This window comes from Pelagicoccus sp. SDUM812003 (assembly GCF_031127815.1).
Lineage (GTDB): Bacteria > Verrucomicrobiota > Verrucomicrobiia > Opitutales > Opitutaceae > Pelagicoccus.
This window is the reverse complement of record NZ_JARXHY010000010.1, coordinates 1-21,711: the sequence shown is the minus strand read 5'-3', so window position 1 is coordinate 21,711 and position 21,711 is coordinate 1. Positions and strand designations below refer to the sequence as shown.

The following is a 21,711-nucleotide window of genomic DNA, read 5'->3' as shown; positions in this document are numbered from 1 at the left end:
CATGAAATTGTGGGAAATAAACTCTTCAGAGATCGAGGGCGACGCTCAGAGCGTGATGCGTCTCGGTACGCAATACCAGATTAGCAATGGATACATGGGGTATCGAGGCACGCTCGATGAATACCGTAGCGAACAGCAGGTGGGCGTGACCATCGCTGGGCTCTTCGACCAGGTGGGCGACGCTTGGAGAGAGCCTGTGAATGCTCCAAACGGTGGATACACGTCGGTGGAGATCGACGGCAGTCCAGTGGGCGTCTTGACAAGCGAAGTTGCTTCCCATCGCCAGAGGCTCGATTTCCATCGGGCGGAGTTCGAACGTGAAACGTGTTTCAAGCTTGGGACCAAACGGGTGACGATCCGATCCAAACGCTTCCTGAGTTCCGTGACGCCGAACCTGTGCGTCATTCGTTTTTCTATATCCTGCGATCAGGATGCGAAGGTTGTCGTTCGGACTGGAATCGACGGAAAGATCTGGGATTTGAATGGGCCGCATCTGGTTGATCAGGTGTTTTCCAAAAACGATGATGCCTTGCTGGTGAACGCCTGGACACAGGAGACCGGTCAGCAATTGACGGTGGCGGAAGCGCTGCATTGTCCGTTCGGAAAAGAAGTCTACGAGGTCGAAGATCAGCTTAATCTACGGGTGATCGAATGGGAAACTCAAGCCGGCGAGGTGTATTCGTTCGATAAGTACTTCGCGGTGGTATGCGAAAAGGACAAGCTTGGAGAAAGTGTGCCACGGACGGCTTTAGCGATCGCTCGAGAAGCATGTCGCCAGGGATATGATCGCTGCCTTCGAGATCATCAGCAGGAGTGGGCGGAGCGATGGCTTCGCAGCGATGTGGTGCTGGAAGGGGATGACGACGCTCAGCTCGCATTGAGGTATAGCATCTTGCAGCTGCTTATGGTGGCGCCGGTGCGGGGGAGCGGCAACTCAATCCCTGCTCGGGCGCTTTCGGGACAGGTTTACAAAGGGGCGGTGTTCTGGGATACGGAGATGTTCATGTATCCGTTTTACTTGCACACGAATCCGAGCGTGGCGAGGGATCTCTTGCGTTATCGGATTCGGACTTTGGAAGGAGCCCGACGAAAGGCGCGTTCCGAAGGGCCAGGCTTTCGAGGCGCCTTCTACGCCTGGGAGAGCCAGGAAACTGGGGACGACGCGTGCAGCTATTTCAACGTGGGCGATCCAGTGACCGGTCGGGAGCTGCGAACGCATTTTCGCGATAAGCAAATTCATATCAGCGGAGATGTGGCGATCGCTTTTTGGAGGTACTTTGAGCATACGGGCGATGATTCGCTGCTGCTAGAGGGAGGCGCCGAAGTGATGCTCGAGTGCGCTCGATTCTATGCGTCCTACGCCTATTTCAAGAAAGACAAGAATCGATACGAGCTCCTCGATGTGATCGGCCCTGACGAGTATCACGAACGCGTTAACAACAACGCGTTCACGAACCAGGTGGCAAAGGAGACTTTCGATATCGCGTTGAAAGCAGTCGAGCATCTCCGAGCGACGTATCCAGAATTCTTGGAAGAATTGCTTTCCCGTTTGGACATCGAAAGCGAGCTAGTGGAATTTGCTGAAGTGGCGAAGCTACTCTACGTGCCGCGGCCGGATGAAACGACCTCCTTGATCGAGCAGTTCGACGGATATTGGAAACTGCGTGACGCCACATTGGAGGAGGTTAAAGGTCAACTGGTCCATCCGAATGAATACTGGGGAGCAGGGCAAGGGGTTGCGGTGCCGACCCAGATAATCAAGCAGGCCGACGTGGTGATGATGTTGACCCTTTTCAGGGACCGATATGACGCCAAGGTGAAGGAAGCGAACTGGAAGTACTACGAGCAACGAACCGAGCACGGATCCAGTTTGAGCGCCTGCGCCTACGCTCTGGTGGCCCTCGAGTTTGGAGAATGCGATTTCGCCTATCGCTATTTTCTCAAGACCGCTAAGGTGGATCTGGAAGGGAACTACAAGCTCTATGCAGGCACGATCTTCATCGGCGGATCCCACCCTGCGGCGAACGGGGGAGCCTGGATGACTGCGGTGTTTGGATTCGCAGGTCTACAGGTCACGGAACGTGGTCTGTCGATAACGCCGAGGCTTTTCAAGAAATGGAAGAGGATGCAGATCCCGATCTCCTATCGAGGCGAACAGTTCGTGATAACGATCACCCGACGCGAAGTGATTGTCAGCTCCTCGCCTAAGAATCGGAACACGCATCGAGTGCTGGTGGCGGGACGAGAAGTGACTTGTAGCCCGGGTTCGAGCGTTTTGACGGAAATCCAGGAAAACGCTCTGGAGGGAGCGTGTTAGCAAAATATGAATACGAAACGAAACTTTGAGAGAGCTATGCGGCTTTCCGTTGCGGGTATCCTCGTCGTCGCGAATTGCGTAGCGTTTGCGAGCGGCGATCAAATAGGAGCTGAACTCCCATGGGTCAGTTATGAAGCTGAGTCGATGGTGACGAATGGGGCGATCTTCGGGCCGAACTATCAGCCGCATACGATCGAAACGGAATCTTCGGCTCAACGCTACGTCGAGTTGCAGGAAGCTGGCGACTATGTGGAGTTCGAGGCGACTATCGAAGCTCAAGGAGTCGTGCTGCGATTTAGCCTGCCGGACGCTCCAGAGGGAGGCGGACTCGAATCGGAGGTGGAGCTTCATGTTAACGGAAGGTCGGTTCGCGACCTATCGCTGAGCTCGCGGAATTCGTGGCTGTATGGTGTGTATCCGTTTTCTAATGATCCAGAGAAAGGCAAGCCGAGAAACGCTTACGATGAAATGCGTGTGAAGGGTCTGGATATCAAGATAGGCGATACCGTACGTATACAGAAATCGATTTCGGACGGAGTGCCCTGCATTGTCGATATTGTCGATTTGGAACCTGTTCCAGCCCCATTGCCCAAGCCAGATGGAGCAATCTCCGTGCGAGCGTTCGGGGCGAAAGGCGATGGCGTGACCGACGACACTCAGGCCTTGCTAGACTGTTTGCAAGAGGCCCGTAGCGTGGGAGCGAGCGTTTTTGTGCCTGAGGGAGATTTCAAGATCACGCGTGACATCGTGTTGACCGACGGAGATCGTATTCAAGGTTCAGGCATGTGGCACACGACCTTTGTCGGTGATAAAGATTTATACAGCCAAGCCGATCGGCGCGTGCGCTTCAAACTGACAGGTGAGAATTGTCAACTGGCGGATTTCGCGATTGTAGGAGAGCTCAACTACCGGAATGACCAGGAAGCGAATGACGGCGTTATCGGCTCAGGTTGCAGCGACGCGACGATTGAGCGTATTTGGATAGAGCATACGAAAGTCGGCGTCTGGGTCTATAATGGCAGGGGCGTTGCGATAGAAGGATGCCGATTCCGTAACCTATTGGCCGATGGTACGAACTTCTGCGTGGGAACCACGGATTCGGTTGTCGACAATTGCAGCGCTCGCGGCACGGGAGACGATTGCTACGCGATTTGGCCGGCGGCATTCGATCAGGGCTACGTGGATGACTGCGTGGTGCCGGGCAACAACGTGATTCGCCGCTCGACGGGGCAGCTAACATTTCTGGCTAACGGAGCCTCTGTTTACGGAGGAGCGAACAATCGAGTGGAAAACTGTCGATTCGTCGACATTGGTACCGGGTGTGGTATCTTGATTAGCACTACCTTTCCAACATCGGACCCGGAGCGCGGTATCGACAACAACTTTAGCGGAACCACGCTGGTGGAGGGTAACGAACTGTTGCGCTGTGGTGGATACGACCATGGCTGGGCTTGGCGGGGCTCCTTTCAGATCTGTATGGATCGAAAGCGTATCTCCGGCCTGGCGATTCGCGATATGGTGATCCGCGATAGTATCTCGGAAGGATTCACCATCGTCGCCCCTGGAGCGGAAAAGGGCGAAGGAACGCTATCGGACACGAGTCTGAAATCGGTACGCATTTTCAATTCTGGCATCAGGGTCGATGGGGCTGCCGACTTGTTCATAAGAAGCGATGCGCAGGGAGACTTGATCATTCGAGACAGTCGAATCGAAGACATTGAAAACCTGTCCCCTTCCTTCTCCATCCAGAAAAGCCATTGATGGGCGCGAAGCGATCGATGGAGCGAATTTCTTGGACCCCGAATCAAAGGCATAAGCCGCAGTTCCTCTGGGTGGGGGACCGTGGTCTGTAGTCGTGAACTCGACGCGCCTAAACAGCGCGTCGAGTTCTTTTGTTGAAGTGAGAACGTGATATAAAAGTGAATACGAAAAAGTGTAAATTGAGAGCTCTGGTTGTCGGGGTCTTTTGTTGGCTGGCGATAGGCGCTTGCTGCGCTGGTGAGAGAAATGATAGGCAAGTGCTAGCTCATTATATGCCTTGGTATCAAAGCGAGCCGGTGAGCGGATATTGGGGCTGGCACTGGACGATGAATTCTCAAAATCCTGATCGACTGGAGGACGGACGCTACGAGCTCGCGTCTCACTTTCGGCCCTTGATTGGACCTTATGATTCCTCCGATGAGCATGTATTGGAATATCACCTACTTCTGATGAAGCTAGCTGGCGTCGATGGGGTGATCATAGACTGGTATGGTCTATCAGATTTTCGAGACTATCCCCAGCTCCATCGGGCCAGCGTGGAGCTCGTGCGTCAGGTGGAGAGACTGGGCATGACCTTTGCTATTTGCTACGAGGATCAGACCATTTCCGCTCTGGTTGACGAGGACTTGCTCGATGAAACGGAGCGAGTTTCCCACGCCGTTTCCGAGATCGAGTGGCTCGCGCGAAACTGGTTTTCCAAGGAAAGCTACTTGGACCTCGATGGAGCTCCGGTTTTGCTTTCCTTCGGGCTCGATGGTCTGAGCGATTCGGAGTGGAGCTCCAGTTTGCAGAAGCTGGCGATGCCGGTCGCTTACTTCAGCGAGCATCACAAACGTACCGCGGCGATAGGGGCGTTCGATTGGCCGATTCCCTCAGAGGGCATCGCCTATGTCGAGCGATTTCAAGCGGAGTCCCAGCAATGGCCCCACAGCATCCCCGCTGCCTTTCCACGCTTCGTGGACTTTTACGAGCAAGCGGGCGTGGGCAGGAGTTGGGGGAGCATTCCGGACGACAATGGGCGAACCTTTCGCCAAACACTGGACCTGGCTCTGGATAGCCAGGCTCCTATTATCCAGCTCGTGACTTGGAATGATTGGGGAGAAGGCACTGCGATCGAACCAAGCGTCGAGTTTGGATACCGCGACTTGGAGTACCTGCAGAAACGACTCAAGGGGCAGGATGCTGGAGCCGCTCTGATTCGATCGGCCGATTTGAGGTTGCCTTATAAACTGCTCCAGTTGCGTCGTGAAGGGGCGAATACGGACCGATTGGAGGAGGCCTCTATCGCCCTGGCTCGCGGCGACCTCCGACGCGCTCGCGAGGTTCTGGATCGGGAGGCGCTCTCCCAGAAATAGTGCGCTCCCGAACGGATTTCAGGCTCATTTTCTTCGACAGGCGTGGCCTTTGGGGTGATGATCGTTTCTCGTAATTACCCCGTTTCACCCTTCGTTTACCCCCCCTTGCTAAGAGTGCTCCCAGAGTTCGCAACCTTCATGCTCCGCTCCCGTTCACTTCGCTTCGTTTTGACAGCGATGTTCGCATTGTTTGCGGGAGCTCTTGCCCTCGAGTGTTTCGCTGCGAGGGTTGAATCGTTGGAACAACTCAAGCAGCTTGCCCGTCCGGAAGCGCAAAGGCACGCGTTCGACCTAGAGGGCACGGTGTTATTCGTGGACGCCCAATCGGGACGCTTGGTGCTGGGGGACGAGGAAGAGGCGGTGGAACTCTCCTTGGATTGGGGTGGGGAGGAAATCGATCTGGGAGACCGTATCGAAATTGAGGGTACGGGAGTGTTGATCGACCACGGAGGACGTTACGAATTGACTCGGCTCGCGTTGGTCGACAACGATGGACTCCACGGCGAGGTTGAGCAAACGGCGACTCTCGCCCTCGAAGCCGGAGTCCATCCGATCCGCGTTGAATGGTTCAATGCTATCGGGGAACCGGGGCTTTCCGTGGAGATTCAGGGGCCGGAGTTGCCTCGCCAGTCGATTCCCGCGAACTGGCTCAGTGCGGTTGGGGCAGATGGCGAGGAGGTTTCTGGGCTTCGGTATCGATCCTACTTTAGGGAGTGGTGGAGCTTGCCGGCGAGCATGGGCAGCCTCGTGCCCGATGAGAACGGATGGGTCGAAGATTTCGATGTATCGAAAAGTCAACGACAGGAGTTCGTGGGGATGTCCTTCGAAGGGTATCTGACCATCGATCGGGTGGGCGACTATGATTTCTTTCTTTTGTCCGACGATGGAAGCCGCTTGTTTTTGGGACCCGCTTCGTTGACCGTTTCGGTGGAGGACGGAGCTGGGTTTGAGCATCGAACGCTTCCTCAACTGATGGCGGGGCAAGTCCTCGAGGACGATCAAGGCATGACTTTGGCTGAGGTGGAGGGAAGCGTACTGCGTTTGAGCAAACAGAACGCGAACAGCGGATTTCTGATTTTAGCGTCGGTACTCGGTCAGGCTCGGGTGGACGTCGCGGACTGGTCGGAGCTTCCTGCAGAGGAGCTGATCGGTCGCAAGGTCCGGGCCCGGGGCGTACTCGCGCCGGGCATCGCTATGAGCGGAGAGCGGGTGGCAGCAAGCGTGCTTGTCCAGAACGCTTCTCAGATCGAGGTCCTTGGGGCAACGGGCTCTCCGGAAGGGATTACGCCGATTGCCCAGATCGAGCGTATGGACAAGGAGACGTTGGAATCTGGATACGAGGTAACGCTTCGAGGTGTAGTCATAAATCCGATACCCGGAGGATACGCTGTAGTGATTCAAGACCAGGAGCGAGCGATGTTCGTCGATCTGAATCAATTGCGGCCCGACGACATCGAATTGGGCGATCTCGTGGAGGTCGACGGCGTGGTGGAAGCGGGGGAGTTTTCGCCGATCGTCAACGCGACTGCCATGAGACGGCTAGGCGCGGGCGTGATGCCGGATCCGATCGAGGCCACACGGGAGGAACTGATCAACGGTAGCTTGCACAGTCAATACGTGGAGATCGAAGGCTACGTGCTTTCGCTCGATGAGCGCTCGATGACGCTCCGTTCGCGAGCCGGCGCGCTGGTTATCGGACTGGAGGGGGAGCCCGATCCGCTTTGGCTCAATGCCATGGTGCGGCTCCGTGGCTGTTTGCGGGCCTTCTGGGATGTGGAGAGCAGGCGAGTTGAGGTGGGGAAAATCGAACTCAACTCCGCGGAGATCAGTCTGGTTCATCCCGCTCCCAAGGACCTCTATGAGGCCCCTCGCAAGCGAGCTTCCGAGCTCTTGCGTTTCGATCCCAACGGAGGGCTGTTTCAGCGGGTAAGTTTGGTGGGGCAGGTTTTGTATAGCGAACCGGGGGTCCTGTTTCTGATGGATGATGGCCTCGGGGTGCGGGTCAGTCTGTTGGATGAGGAGAGCGTCTTCCAAAGGGGAAGCTTAGTTGAGGTGGTCGGTTTTCCTGAATTCGATAGCCCGGCTCCGAGATTCGCCCACGCGCTGGCTCGGCAGGTGGGACGGGCGGTGCTGCCGACGGCGGTCGAGCTGGATTCGGGTCGCTGGTTGGACGAGGATTTGGATTCCACGTGGGTGAAGGTCGAAGCGGACTTGATCGGCGTCGGATATCAGAACGGTCGTCAAACGCTGCAGCTGCGAGGGCAGGGCGACGTGTTTTCCGCGAGCGTTAGCGCATCGCCTGACTCGCTGAGGCCGTTTGAAGTTGGAAGTCGCCTACTACTGACAGGGGTTTACTTGGGGGTCGGTGGCAATCGGGCACTCAATGAACCGATCGAGAGCTTCGAGCTGCTGCTCGGGGCGGCCACGGATGCGCTCGTGCTTCAGACGCCCCCGTGGTGGACGATGCCGCGCTTGCTGACGCTTATCGGAGCCTTGAGCGTGGTGCTTCTGCTGGCCTTGCTCTGGATCAAGGCTCTGCAGCGTCAGGTGGCCATCCGAGGCCGTCAGCTGGAAGCGGCATTGGAGGAGCGCCACCATGCCGAGCAGGAGGAGGCCCTGAATCGGGAGCGCTCGCGACTGGCCTACGACTTGCACGATGAATTGGGAGCAGGGCTGACGGAGGTCGGACTATTGGGCACGCTGGCGGCGGCGCAACGCTTGCCGGTCGAAAAACGAGAGGATCACCTCTCGCGGCTTTCAGACAAGGTGAGGCATTTGGTGATGTCGCTCGATGAAATCGTCTGGGCGGTGAACCCGCGCTACGACTCGATTTCTTCATTCGTCAGCTACTACACCTCCTACGCCCAGCAGTTTTTGGAGCTGGCGGATGTGCGTTGCCGTTTCGATGTGGACGAGAACCTTCCGGAGGAGCCGCTGACCTCTCGCGTGCGCCACACCTTGTTTCTATGTTACAAGGAGGCTTTGACCAACGTGGCCCGCCACGCCCACGCCAGCGAAGTGGTGATCCGGATCGGGGCGAAGGATCGCGAGCTGGAGCTTTCCGTTTGCGACAACGGATGCGGTATCCAAACTGAAGCTACAGACCCTGGACACGATGGTTTGGACAGCATCCGCGAACGACTTTCTCAACTCGGAGGGAGCGTCGCTTTGCGGCGTGGCGATCCTTCGGGAACTGTTGTGACTCTTAAACTCCCCCTGCAATGAGCGAAGGCCCCATCCGAATAGCGATCGTTGAAGATCAAGACACCACGCGCGAAACCTTTGAAGCGATCATCAACCTCGAGCCGAGCATGGAGTGCATCCTCACCTGCTCCAGTGGCGAGGAAGCCCTGCGCAAACTGCCCAAGGTCAAGCCGGACGTGGTGCTGATGGATATCATGATGCCGCATATGACCGGCATCGAATGCGCCACTCGGCTGAAGGAAGTGGAGCCGGAGATCGAGATCGTGATGATCACCGTCTATCAGGATCCGGACCTTATCTTTGGAGCCTTGCGGGCAGGGGCCTGCGGCTATTTGCTCAAACGCTCGTCGCCCGATCAGGTGAAGGCAGCCATCCGCGACGCCTACCGCGGCGGGGTGCCGATGTCGGTGGGCATCGCCCGCAAGGTCATCTCCTACTTTCGTCAGGAGGCTCAGGTGGCGAGCGACGTCGATAGCCTTTCCGCTCGGGAACGCGAGGTTTTGGAGCACGTGGCGAAGGGCTTCACCAACAAGGAAATCGCGGCCAAGCTCTGCGTTACCTCCGAAACGGTGCACTGGCATCTGAGAAACTGCTATCGCAAACTGCACGTGCGCACCCGCACCGAAGCCGCCATGAAGCTGCGACAGGGCGTGCCCGGCGGTGGCGAATAGCGGTCGACGCCAGCGTTTTGTTGAATACGAACCGGGTCAAGCATCGTTAGCTCTCCAAGCCCTGCGGTATGCGATGCCGATGGGAGGGTCTAGCGATGAAACAGAAACCGACGGAAACGATTCTCACCATGCGGCCGGCCGCGCGAGCCAGGCGCCCTTGGGGCGTGCTCGGGCTGCTGTTCGTTATCGGTTTCGGGGCTTTGTTGGCCGGGGAAGGAAGCGGGCAGGATCAGGCTCTCAGCGGTCGCTACACCTACCGTTTCCTCGGTTTCATCAAGCTGTTCAGCATTTCGCTGTATTGGGAAACCGATGACGCGGCGCAGGCTCGCTTCGACGGTCGACCCTATGCCTTGCGTTTCGACTACTATCGCGGTTTTTCAGCGGAGCAGCTGGTGGCGGAAGGAAACAAAGCCCTGGCGAAGGAAGCCAGCGAGCAGGAGATGGCGCGCTTCGCGGAGTCCCTGGATCGGATCAACGCAAGCTACCTCGACGTGAGCAAGGGCGACCGCTACCGCTTGGACATCATCCCAGACGAGCGGCTGACGCTGTCCTTCAACGGGAAGGAGCTGATCGCTATCAGCCAGCCCGGCTTCGGCGAGTTCTACACGCGCATCTGGCTTGGCGAACGCGAGGAGTGCCAGGCGATCAAAAACGCTCTCCTGCCGGAGCGGCTTAGCGAAGCCTCTCAGGGCTAACCCCAAAATCGGCAAATAAAATACACTTTTGTATTAGTTTTGGCGCTACCCTGCAGTAGCCTGCTCTCATAGTTGCGTTCAAAAGTGACGCTTCGCCCGCCCCGGTCCGCTTTATGCAAATGCCGCTGGCATTATGGAAACCTTAGAAACGAGTTTTGGCACGCTGTCGGGGATCGCGAATTTTATGGCCTATGGGGACGGTTCATTGAAGTCGTGCATTCTCAACAAGGAAAATCGGATTCAGTCGGCGGCGGGCGAACTGATTCCTCAGTACCGGGCTGCGGAGCTGGGGCAGCGGCAGAAGAAGTATCGCAGCTCGCTGGACTTCTATCGCAATGGGGCGATCAAGAGCGCCGCTTTGCAGGAAGCCATGCCGCTGGCGACCCCGCTCGGCACCTTCAAGGCGGAGCTGGTCACCTTCTACGACGATGGGTCGATCAACCGTCTGTTTCCGCTCAACGGCCAGATCGACGGCTATTGGTCGGAGCAGCAGGAGGGGGCTTTGGCGGAGACTCTGGACTTCGATTTGCCGGTCGGAAAATTCAGGGCCAAGATCATCAGCCTGGCGTTCTATCGCAGCGGGGCTCTCAAGAGCGTGACCTTGTGGCCGGGCCAGCGCATCACCATCGACACTCCTGCTGGAGCCATGGACGCTCGCACGGGTTTTTCGCTGTTCGAAAGTGGGGCTCTGCGCTCCGTGGAGCCGGCGCGGCCCATCGAGCTCGCCACGCCCATCGGCTTGATCAAGGCCTACGACGAGGAGATGCTGGGCATGAACGCGGATCAGAACTCGGTGCAGTTTGCGGAGGATGGCTCCTTGCGTTCGCTCAAGACCATCCACACGGGTCTGCGGGTTCGGCTGCCGGAGGCGGTGGGCGAGATGACCATCGAGCCTTTGGAAGCCGCGAGCTATATCGACGTGACCGATACCCGGACCGTGCCCATGAGAATCGATTTCGAGAGCGAGCGCATTGTGGTGGAAGCCGCTCGAACCTATCGATTCGAGCTCTCGGAAACCAGGATCGCGACCTTCGAGCGAGCTCGAGTGATTCGCGAATCCTGCTGCGGCGGGTGCTCCGAAGGTCCCTGCGACGGATGCGAGGGAGGGGACGCTTGCTGTCGTAGTTGAGTCGCGGCCTTGGAGCCTGAAATTTTCGCCTCCGCGCTAGCGGTCAGGCTTTCCGGCAACGCTGCATTCTGCAGCGTTGCTTTCGTTTGGGTCGTGGGCTTTGCACAGCCGTCAACCTGTCCGGGATTTGATAGCTCGGTCGGAGATTTGTTAGTTTATCTAACGGAGTGACTTGCGAGATGCGCCTTCTATCGGGCTCAAGTCTGGCGCGGATTCGGCAGAGTCAGGGCCGGCTCTCGAGCGTAGAGTCTAACGGGAGGTATCATGACGAAGTATTCGAAACCAAACATCGTAGTGCTCGGAGGCGGCTTCGGCGGTCTGGAACTGGTCCGCAGGATCGACACCTCGCGGGCTCGAGTGACGCTGATCGACAAGCGCAACCACCACCTGTTTCAGCCGCTGTTGTATCAGGTGGCCACGGCAAGCTTAGCCGCTCCTGATATTGCGGAGCCGCTGCGCTCGATTTTTTCCAAGGACCAGAACGTGGAGGTGCTGATGGAGGAGGTGTTGGATTTCGATCTGGAGCGAAAGCAGGTCGTCACTCCGCGCAACCGAATCGGCTACGACTATCTGGTCGTGGCTCTCGGGGGGGAAACCAACTACTTCGGCAACGACCATTGGGCGAAGTACGCGACCGGTTTGAAAACGCTCGCCGACGCTCACCGCATCCGAAACGAGGTGCTCGGAGCCTACGAGGTGGCCGAGAACTTGCCGGGCAATTCGCGCGAGCGCCGACGTCTTCTCAACAGCGTGGTGATCGGCGGCGGACCGACTGGCGTGGAGATGGCGGGCACGCTCGCCGACCTCGCCAAGCGCTATTTTCAGAGAGACTTCCGCAACATCGACACGCGGGAGGCGAAGATCACGCTGATCGACGCGGTGGACCGCGTATTGCCGTCCTACTCCGAGGGGCTTTCCGCCAAGGCCAGGAAGCAGCTCGAGGAGTTGGGGGTGGAGGTCATCACCGGCAAGAAGGTGGAGGACATTCGCGATCGCTGCGTGGTGCTCGAGGATCGCGAGCTCGAGGCGGAAAACATCATTTGGACGGCCGGCGTTTCGGCCAACAAGATCACCCAGAAGCTCGACGTGCCCAAGGGCAAGGGCGGTCGTCTCGAAGTGGAGCCCGACTGCAGCCTGCCCGGCCATCGAAACGTGTTCGCCATCGGAGACATCGTCTCGCTCAAGGATGCCAATGGAACGCTGGTACCCGGCGTGGCCCCCGCGGCGACTCAGATGGCCCAGCACGTGGCCAAGATCATCAACCGGGAGATCGCGTCCGCTGAGCAGAAATCTCAACCCGGAGAAGGGGAGCGGCCAGCCTTCGCATACAAGGACAAGGGCAACATGGCCACCATCGGTCGAAGCCGGGCGGTGGCGGAAATCAAAGGCCGGGAATTCGCCGGTTTTTCCGCGTGGTTCCTCTGGCTCGCCGTTCACCTCGTACTGCTCGTCGGTATGCGCAACCGCATGCTGGTGCTGCTGCGATGGTTCTACGCCTACGTGCGCTTCAAGCCCGGGGCCCGCATCATCTGGCGCGCCCAAAAGGAGCGCCTGGAGGAGGAAGCGATGATGGAAGGCCGCGGCGAAACCGTGCACTGACGCATCTTGCCCTCAGCGGGGGGATTGGCTGTGTTTCCGGAAAATGGATACGTCGGGCGCCGCGCTTTAGGCTGCGAGGATCTTCAGGGCGATCTGCGAAGCGGCGTTGGCTTGCTGCAGCATCGACGCCCCGGCTTGGGCTAGGATGTTCGCTCTGGCGAGCCGTGTGGATTCCTCCGCTATGTCGACATCGACGATGCGGCTGTTGGCGGAGTTCAGGTTTTCTACATTGGCTGAGATCTGGTTCGCAGTGAAATCCAGCCGGCTCTGCTGGGCCCCGTTTTGCGCTCGGTAGGTCGCGATTTCTTCCAGAGCTCCTTTTATGGTATCGATGGAAAGGATACTGAGATCGTCCGCGGTCGCTACGGCCTCGTAGTTCGAACGGGCCACTATGAGCAGATTGTCCACGGTGGTTTGACCGGCCCCTGACGCGTGGGTGAAGCGCACCTTTGAAGGCGTGCTGCTCTGGCTGAGCTCGAGCTCGACCTCTTGCAGGTCCGTGTCGTTGCGGTAGCTGTACACGCGGTTGCTGGAGCTTCCGATCGTCGCGTCGAGCTTCGCTTCGTCGCTCCCGTTCTGATGGTCGAACTCCATGTGAAATGCGCCGCTAACGGTAGGCGTGAGCTCCGCCGCGCTCGGTTTGCTGTTGAGCCTCAGTTGTCCAGCGCTCACGGATACGTTTGGTGTGACGGCGCCGGTGCTCACTGTGGAGGGTGAGTCAAACGACTCGGTGATGGTCGTAAACAAAGGTGTTCCTTCTGTGGATACAATGTTCACGTTGTCGATCTGGGTGGTGGTGCCGCCGGTGGAATGCTCGAAGGAAAGGCTTCCGGAGTTGCTGGTGAGACCGGTGAGCGTGGCGGTGGGAGTGGGCGAGCCGTCGAGGTAGACGTTCGCGGCGCTGACTCCGTCGAAGACGACTTTCGCCGAGTGGTTGCTGGTGTCGCTGTCGAAGGAGAAGAGCTCCTCGCCGGGGGCATTTCCCAGCCTGACCCGCAGTGGGCTATGGGTGTCGGCCAGCTTGAAGTCGAAATCCAGCTCGAAGGCTCCAGACAGGCTGAAGTCGGATCTGGCGATGGCGATCGATGGGTCGAGCTTCAGCTCCCCATCCGAGACCTCCGCGTTAGGCAGCACGCTTTGATCCGTCCAGTTTTCGGATTCCGAGAAGTCCCGATTTATGTCGGCGAAAGGCGTTGCGGCGTCGTTGGTGACGCTCAGGTTGTCGACGGTGGTCGTTCCTCCGCCGGTTTCCTGCTGAAAGCTGAGCGGACCGAGTTCGTAGGGGAGGTTGAAGGAGTATTGGCTAGCGGATGAGCTGCCGTTCAGGTAGACAGCGGCGGTATTGGTCGATTCTCGATAGACGATGCGAGCGGAGTTGGCGGCGGTGTCGCCGGAGAACGCAAAGACCTCCTCGCCACCCAGGAAGGCTTTCAGCTCCTTGTCGGTTGAACCCATCTGGAAGTCGAAGTCTATGGTCATGTCGCCCTGCAGCGGTCCGGTTCTCACCGAGGAAGCGTCGCCGGACGCGCTGTCCAGGTTGAGCGTTCCGCTGGAGACCGAGGCTGAGCCGCCCGCGCTGGTGTCCGTCCAGGGGCTGGGGTCGTCGAAGGTGTCGCTGAACGTGGAGAAGTAGGGCACGCTGGTGACCTGAAGGTTGTCGAAGGTAGCCTTTCCGCCGGCGGCTTGCTCGATGTAGAGGTTTCCCGAGCGTCTCGTCAGACCGGTGTTGACGATGGATGGGCTAGGCTCCCCGTTCAGGTAGACCTCAGCGGTTTCGTTTCCGTCGAAGACGATGCGAGCTGAGTTGTTCGCGGTGTTGGAGGAGTAACTGAACAGCTCGCTGCCGGAGTCACCGTCGAAGGAGACCGAAATCGGGCTGCTGGTCGAATCGAGCTTGAAATCGAAGCTCATCTCGAAGGCCCCTTTGACGGGGGGAGCGATGATGGACTGGGCTCTTGATCGGGTGCCGTCGAGCTCCATGCGGCCGTCGATGTTGGCCGTCCGTTCGTATTCGCTGACGTTGGTCCAGTTGGCGGAACTGGAGAAGGTGTCTTCGATGAGCTCGAAGGGCGGCGGGTTGATTTCTCTCAGCTCGATCCCCTCCAGTTCGATGTCGGATTGCGATGAGGCGCCCAGGGTTTTGACGAAAAGCGAATCTTGTCGGAAAAGCGGGATTCCGTTGAAGGTGGAGTCCTCGATCTCCTTCAAGGCGTCTCGGATCTGCTTGAACTCGGTATTGTAGCTCTCCCGATCGGAGGCGTTCTTGGTCGGGTCTTCGCTCAGCACGGCGAGCTCGTTTATGCGCTCGAGCATGGCCGCGGCAGTCCCGAGGGCTCCGTCTTGCGTTTGCAGGTAGGACTTGGCGTTGGCGATGGACTGATTGGTCGCCGCGTATCGCTTGATGGCCGCTTCCATCTTCATGGAAACGGCGAGCCCGCCAGCGTCGTCCGCCGGAGATACGATCTTAGATCCGCTCGAAAGCCGATTGAGGCTGTTGCGCAGCATCGCGTTGCTACGCCGAAGGTTGTTTGCCGCAGCCGAGGCTGCGCCATTGAAGTTGATTACTACTGACATTGGACTTCCTTGTTGATGCGCCTGCGACGTCCTTGTCGCTTCGGGCCTGATCGAATGGAGAGGCCGCTCCGTGAGTTGGTTATACTAGGGGTGATCGGAAATCTACCTAGGTTCTTGAGGCTATCGAAACGGTTTTAGCTGGGGTTGTTCCAGGTATACGAACAGCTTATAAGCGGCTGGTGCATGGGGAGTAGCGAGTGGAGGCCGATGTCGCGAAGGGCGGGCATGAGGGGGAATCTCTCGAGCGATCTGTTTGAGTGGAATCCGTAGGGAGCGCCGGTGGGCTGATAGTCTTATCTAGGCAGTGGCTGGAATCTAGTATCGGCTTTACACCTAGGCTTGGCGAAAGGAGACTGACATAATGTTTCAGCTCCTCCCCATGCGAAAGCGCTTGTTCCTCGTCGCCGTTCTGATGGGCGTTTTCTGGTCGTATCAGCGGTTCGGATCCGGTCTGGAATCGGACATGGAGCGAAAGCAATCGATCGCGGAATCACGGGTCGCTGAGCGGCTGTTGGGGTCGGGGTCGGAGGAGGCGTCGGAGCTGGAGGAGTCGAGTGAAGCGGTTCCTCTCGATGAGCTTCGCCCGGTATCTCTAGACTGGAATCGGGAATCGTGGCGACGCTTCCCGCTTCTGGATCGAGTCGAGCGGGAAAGCGAAGGTGAGCCGGCGAGCCGGCGCGTGGCGGATCTGGTTTGGGTGGACAGCCTTGATTCGGCAGTCGTACTGGAAAGCCTGGTCCAGCTGGACGGGGCGGGCGGCGAGCTTTCGAATCGCATCTCATCGGCAAAGGTCGCGAACCAGCTGCTCGTCAAGACTGAGCATGGATTGGATATGCAATGGCTTGCGCGCGAGCTCGGGACGAGAGTGCTGCGCTATTCAGCAAAGGGCGGTTTTGCTGTTCTGGAATCCGAAAGCGTAGGATTGGAGAGGAGTTTGGAGCTCTTCGCTCAGGCGGAGCTGCTTTCCGAGCAGGTGGAAGGCTTGCTGGTCGAGCCGAATTTTCTTGTAGCCGCTTCGGTAGTCGAACCAAACGACCCAGCGTTTGCGAGAGGGGACCAGTGGGGACTGAATAACAATGCGTTTCCTGAAGGAGATATCGACGCTCCTGAAGCATGGGAGCTCGCTCGTGATGCTGAGGACGTGCTGATCGGTATTTTGGATACAGGCATTCGGATAACGCATGAGGACCTGCGGGATAACATTTTGCTGAATCCCGGAGAGGTGGACGGAAATGGCGTTGATGATGACGGAAACGGGTATTTGGATGATAGATACGGTTGGAATGCGATCGATCCGAATGAACCCCCGCTCGATGACAATGGTCACGGGACCCACGTGGCGGGTGTTCTTGGAGCGTCCGGCAACAACGGGTTAGGGATCTCCGGCGTCGTATGGGCGACGAATATCATCGCCATCAAAATGCTGAACGAAGAAGGACTGGGCACGATCGAAAACCTGGTGGAAGGGGTCGACTACGCGATCGATCGGAACGTCTCGGTGATCAACGCCAGCTTCGGCGGTCCTGACGATTCCAAGCTGCAGCAGGATGCGTTGATACGGGCGAAGGGAAGAGGCATCGTAGTGGCGGCCGCCGCGGGTAACGACGGAGATCGAAATCGAAAGGTGTATCCCGCCGCGTATCCGCTCGATAACGTCGTTTCGGTAGGGGCCCTCGATGCGAGCGGCTACATTGCTCCCTTTAGCAACTATGGAGCGGATACGGTGGAAGTGTTCGCTCCGGGAGAGGGAATCTTCTCTACCTACAATGGCAGAGATTCCGATTACGCGTATTCTGATGGCACCTCCATGGCTGTGCCCCTGGTCTCCGGAGCCTTGGCTCTACTTGCTCAGACGTATCCAGAGGAAACCTACGTCGATTGGGTGATCCGATTGGAGCTTTCGGCGCGTCGCTTCGACCATTTGGAGGAGGAGGCACGATTCAAGGGAGCTTTGAATCTCCATGCGGCTTTGCTCCTAGAGGACGCATTGCGGCGGCCTCGACTTGTATCCACCGGGGCTCGAAGGGCTGCCGTTTTCGAAGGGGAGGACGCTGAGTTCGAGGCCGAGTTCGAGAGCGATTCCGAAATGAGCTATCAATGGTATCACGAGCAGGAGCTTTTGGTTGGCCAAACCGATCGGCGCCTTAGAATCGAATCGGTCGAGGCGGGGCAGGAGGGCGAATACCGCTTGGTGGCGACGAACGACGAGGCGAGCTCGGAGGTCAGTTTCCGACTGGAGGTCGGATTCGTAAGCTCGGTTTTGACGGAGGCCATGGATGCGGTGGGGGTGAGCGTGGTCGAGTTCGAGGAGAACTTCTGGACCGTCGAAACGGATGGATTGAGCGAAGGCGGCTCGCATGTGGCTTCGTCTGATTTCGAACTGGGCAAGCGATACACCTTGGGGCTGGTGGTCGAGGGACCGAAAACGCTGCGTTTCGACAGTCGGCAAGGCTACTATTGGCAGCGGTTTCGCGAGCTGTCGGTGGAGCTCGACGGAGAAACGCCTTGGATCTCCCATGACGGGGCCTGGAGAAGCTATTCCTTGACGCTTCCGGAAGCGAAGCGATACCAGATCAGGATAGTCGCATCTCAAAGTTCGGAGGAGGGAAACGGGCTCGAGTCCATCGCCTTCGATCGTTTGAGAACCTACGAGTTGGGGAGCGAACCGCCGACCGCGGTGGCGATTCGCGGACGATTTGAACAACGCCCATTCGAATGGGCCTCTTTCGGAGGGAGATACCAAGCGAACTCTGAGCGCGAGGTCGCTCTGTCTTGGGAAAAGGACGGGCTGCCGATAGAGGGCGAGCAGGGAGCCAACCTCTATTTCCATTCGATCGAGCCAGAAGACGAAGGCATCTATCGCTTTGTCGTCAGCGATGAAAACGGAACGGAGAAGAGCAGGCGGTATTTTCTCAAAGTGCTGACCAGCGAGACGCCTGCCCGCTTCGAGGAGGTTTCCGAAGAGGAGAGAACCATCAAGGTGGCGTATGGCGACTCGGTGCTGATTGCGCCGCCACACGTGGGCAGTCCTCCTCTATCGTACAAGTGGTTCCTCCAGGGGCGCGAACTGCCGGAGCAGACGGGGCCGACGCTGTCGATAGGCTTCGTCAGAGAGCCGCACGGTGGCGACTACCAGGTGCAGGTTTCGAATCCCTTTGGAGATGACTGGTTGACCTACTCCGTAGCCGTCAGCCAGAGAGGACAACCTCCATTGCTAGCTATGGGGGAAGAGCAGGCCGAGCGGGTGGTCCAGGCTGGATTCGGGTTTCAGCTGAGTTTCAGCCTAGAAGCAGGATCCGAACCGATACGATATCAATGGTATCGGGATGGCGTTCCCTTGAAGGGGCGCGAAGAGCGCCTGCTGAAGATTGCTGAAATGACCCAGAGTGACTCCGGGCTCTATCAACTCGAGGCGCGAAACCTGTATGGCGTCGCGAGAAGCGAACCGGTATCCGTTTTTGTTGGTTTGGATGAAACGGAGGTCATGGACTTCGATGGACTGTCCTGGGATATTAACTACCATCCGGACGTTTTCGGACAAGCGGATGAGTCGAAGGACGGAGTGGACGCGCTCGAGTTCGATCTAAGCGTGTCGTCGGGCTTCTTGAGTCCTACGGCTTCGACGACCTTGTCCGGACCCGCGAATTACTCGTTCTGGTGGAAGCGCGAGCGTGACGGGCCCGTTTTTTCCTGCACTATCGAAAAAGACGAGCGCAAGCGAATGGTCGCCCAGCTGAAGGAGACTGGCGCTTGGGTCAGGCAGACGATCCACGTGCCCGAAGGCGATCACCTGGTCGCTTGGGAGTTCGCCGGCAGTCAGGAGCCGTATTCAGACGGCGGGCGCGCATGGCTGGATCTCCTGGAGAGAACCGATGCTCCGGCCTTCCATAATCAGGCGATCTGGACCGCCTTGGTTGCGGAAGAAACAGCCCATCTGAGTTGCCCTGCTATCGGCAAGGGAAACCTCGAGTATCAATGGTACCGAAACGAGGAGCCTATGGTTGGCGAAACGAGCTACGATCTTGCTTTGCAAGGTATCCAAATGCCGAGTACGGACGATTTCTATCTAGTCGCTCGATCTGAATACGGAGAGACGCGTTCGCAAGTGTTCACTCTGATGGACGCGGCTGAGCTTTTCCCTGGCTGGCAGGTGGGCAATCTTGAAATGAGTCCGGGGTGGCTGGTCGAAACGGATGCTCACGGATCGATCCTAGGCCTAGGCGGCCAGCATTACGATGAGGCTCCTTTGTGGCTCGAGTTCGACCTGACGGGTCCTGCGTCCGTTGTTTTGGATACCGAACAGCCATTCGTGCGTTCGATCTGGGCGGTACAGGTTGATGGCGCTGCTGAAACGATGCGGATCTGGGACGATAGCGACTTGGAATGGGAATGGAAGACGCGAGGATACGTGACTGTAGGCGAGGGCTCGCACCGGATTCGCATTTCCCTGAAGCGGAGTGGACTGGACAAGTGGAGGTACATCGATCGGATCCAGTCGATCGACGTCGGGGAGCGAACCCGCTTTCTGATGCAGCCCATTGCGGACGAGCGGGAAGCTTCGAGAAACTATCGGGCGACCTTCACTTCCGCTCCGGGTGCGGAGGTGAATTGGTTCAGGGTCGGCAGAGACGCTCCTATCAAGGCAGATGTGGAGGCGTCCTTCGCGGATCTTCATAGAAACATCGAAGTGGAGAATCATCAAGGTCAGTTCTATATCCGAATAACGGATACGGATGGAACGAATTATGAATCGGATACGGTTTCGGTTCCCTACCTCTTCGGAGGGGTGGATGCCCTGCTCGACTTTCCGATCTACGGATTCTCTACGAGCATGAGTCTAGCGGGGGATGATTCGATCAGCGTCAAAGGAGGAAGCTCCTTGACGCTCCATTCAAGCTTGGGCCAAGAGCGCGAGTGGGTCTCGCTGCGGATTGACGATGGGGAGCCATACGAGGATTTTGCCCATCGCTGCAGGATTCGAGTGGATTCCGAACATGCGGGGCTTGTCGCGAAGGTGTCTGGCCATAAGGCGAGTCCTGAACAGTTGGTGCTCGGGGAGGATTGGCAGACGATCGAGTTTCTATCTGATCTTGAAGTGGAGGTGCATAACCCTGATCGAGCGAACTTTACGGTTTGGCTCGATGCTGTAGAGCCGGACGGACGTATCGAGATCTTGGAGTCGCCCTATCACCATGCAACCTATCCCGGAGCGACCGTCGAGTTGCTGGTCAAGGTGACCTGCGTTGAGGAGGTGACTTATCAGTGGCGGAAAGATGGAGTCGCCATCGAGGGCGCTAGCGATTCCAAATTGAGGTTGGAAAACGTTTCAGCGAAGGACTTGGGGAGCTACGATGTCGTGTTCTCCACGGACTCGGATACCGCCGTGAGCTCGATAGGGGAGGTGAGCTTTGTCGAGGATCTCGCGAGCGCTATCGGCCAGCCCGGTTTGAAGATCACCACCTATGGCCACCGGCTGTGGGAGATCGATTACTCCGAGAGTTTCGCGGGAGACAGTTCGCTGCGAGCGGGCGAGGTGGAAAACGGCGAAGTGAGCGTTCTGGAGATTCACTTGGAGGAGGAAGCGTATGTTTCGTATGCCTCGGCCCGATTCGACGATGAGCTCGACCGTTGGTACGACGTCTCTCGTTTCGCCGAAAATGGCATCCTATCCATCGCTTACGCTCCTCAGAGGACTCCGAAAGATTGGTATGAGAAACGCCCATCGATCGACCGTCTGGAGTTCGCCTTTGCCGACTTCAACCGGTTTGAAAACTGGTTGAGGGGGTGGAACGACCAGGCGGCGAGCGCCCTGCAGGGCAAGGTGGATCGCAGCTCCGACCCCGATGGTGACGGGCTCTCGAACATCGTGGAATACGCCCTCGGGCTGGATCCTTTCACGCACGAGACGCCTCCTCGGTTTGAATGGACGAATAGCGAAAAGACCGCGCTCTCCATTCGCTATCGTGAAGCGCTCAGCGACGAAGTCAGGGTGTTGCTGGAGCTCAGCAGAGACCTGCGCAATTGGTCGGTGCTCGAGCCGGAAGAATTGGATGCCATCGCGGGAGAAGATCCGCGCTACAGAGAGTTGAGGGCGGACTTGGATTTGCGAGAGCATGGGATCGAGCCCCCGGACGGTCTCTTCTACCGCTTCAAGGTGTTCGTCCTTCGAGATGGCGAGCAATACTCGAATGGCGCCACCTCGCTGTGAGCGTTGCCTCGTAGTTCGAACAGGCATAGGCAAGAGGAAGCGAGGCAGTCGATACGCGCTCGTAGAAAGCAAGCGCGAGGCCTCCGCTGGTAAGGCGAACCCAGCCATCGAACCTTGGTTCGATTCCCATGAAAGCGTTCGGACACAAAAAAACGTAGACCGTTTGGACTGCGTTATAAAAAATGGTGCGGGTAGACG

10 protein-coding genes are annotated in these 21,711 nt (G+C 57.9%); 9 read left to right on the top strand and 1 reads right to left on the bottom strand.

The genetic code is table 11. The features are described 5' to 3' along the window. Position 1 precedes the first annotated feature (1 nt). The 8 genes from QEH54_RS14080 to QEH54_RS14045 all read left to right on the top strand — a co-directional run bounded on the left by QEH54_RS14080 (position 2) and on the right by QEH54_RS14045 (position 12,731). The gene (locus QEH54_RS14080; RefSeq protein ID WP_309019332.1) at positions 2-2,317 is read left to right on the top strand and encodes a glycosyl hydrolase family 65 protein; all 2,316 of its coding nucleotides are present in this window, start codon (positions 2-4) and stop codon (positions 2,315-2,317) included. A 36-nt stretch (positions 2,318-2,353) separates the two neighbouring features. Further along, entirely contained in the window at positions 2,354-4,078 is a 1,725-nt protein-coding gene (locus QEH54_RS14075; RefSeq protein ID WP_309019331.1) for a glycosyl hydrolase family 28-related protein, read from the top strand. A 272-nt stretch (positions 4,079-4,350) separates the two neighbouring features. Further along, complete coding sequence (locus QEH54_RS14070) at positions 4,351-5,433, top strand: glycoside hydrolase family 71/99-like protein (protein WP_309019330.1); 1,083 nt, start codon at positions 4,351-4,353, stop codon at positions 5,431-5,433. Positions 5,434-5,670: 237 nt separating this feature from the next. Then, complete coding sequence (locus tag QEH54_RS14065) at positions 5,671-8,658, top strand: ATP-binding protein (protein ID WP_309019329.1); 2,988 nt, start codon at positions 5,671-5,673, stop codon at positions 8,656-8,658. After that, positions 8,655-9,308, top strand: a complete 654-nt coding sequence (locus QEH54_RS14060) for a response regulator transcription factor (RefSeq protein WP_309019328.1) — start codon at positions 8,655-8,657, stop codon at positions 9,306-9,308. The genes QEH54_RS14065 and QEH54_RS14060 overlap by 4 nt, the downstream gene beginning before the upstream one ends. Before the next feature lie 95 nt (positions 9,309-9,403). Then, the gene (locus tag QEH54_RS14055; protein WP_309019327.1) at positions 9,404-10,003 is read left to right on the top strand and encodes a chalcone isomerase family protein; all 600 of its coding nucleotides are present in this window, start codon (positions 9,404-9,406) and stop codon (positions 10,001-10,003) included. Positions 10,004-10,136: 133 nt separating this feature from the next. Beyond that, positions 10,137-11,132, top strand: coding sequence for a hypothetical protein (locus tag QEH54_RS14050; RefSeq protein WP_309019326.1), 996 nt, complete (start codon positions 10,137-10,139; stop codon positions 11,130-11,132). 264 nt (positions 11,133-11,396) lie between these two features. Then, the gene (locus tag QEH54_RS14045; RefSeq protein WP_309019325.1) at positions 11,397-12,731 is read left to right on the top strand and encodes an NAD(P)/FAD-dependent oxidoreductase; all 1,335 of its coding nucleotides are present in this window, start codon (positions 11,397-11,399) and stop codon (positions 12,729-12,731) included. 66 nt (positions 12,732-12,797) lie between these two features. Here QEH54_RS14045 and QEH54_RS14040 read toward each other — a convergent pair whose 3' ends face one another. Continuing rightward, complete coding sequence (locus tag QEH54_RS14040) at positions 12,798-15,305, bottom strand: flagellin (RefSeq protein ID WP_309019324.1); 2,508 nt, start codon at positions 15,303-15,305, stop codon at positions 12,798-12,800. A 361-nt stretch (positions 15,306-15,666) separates the two neighbouring features. On the opposite strand from QEH54_RS14040, the gene QEH54_RS14035 reads away from it, so the two are divergent. After that, on the top strand, positions 15,667-21,513 hold the full coding sequence (locus QEH54_RS14035) for a S8 family serine peptidase (RefSeq protein WP_309019323.1): 5,847 nt from the start codon (positions 15,667-15,669) through the stop codon (positions 21,511-21,513). The last annotated feature ends 198 nt before the right edge of the window (positions 21,514-21,711 follow it).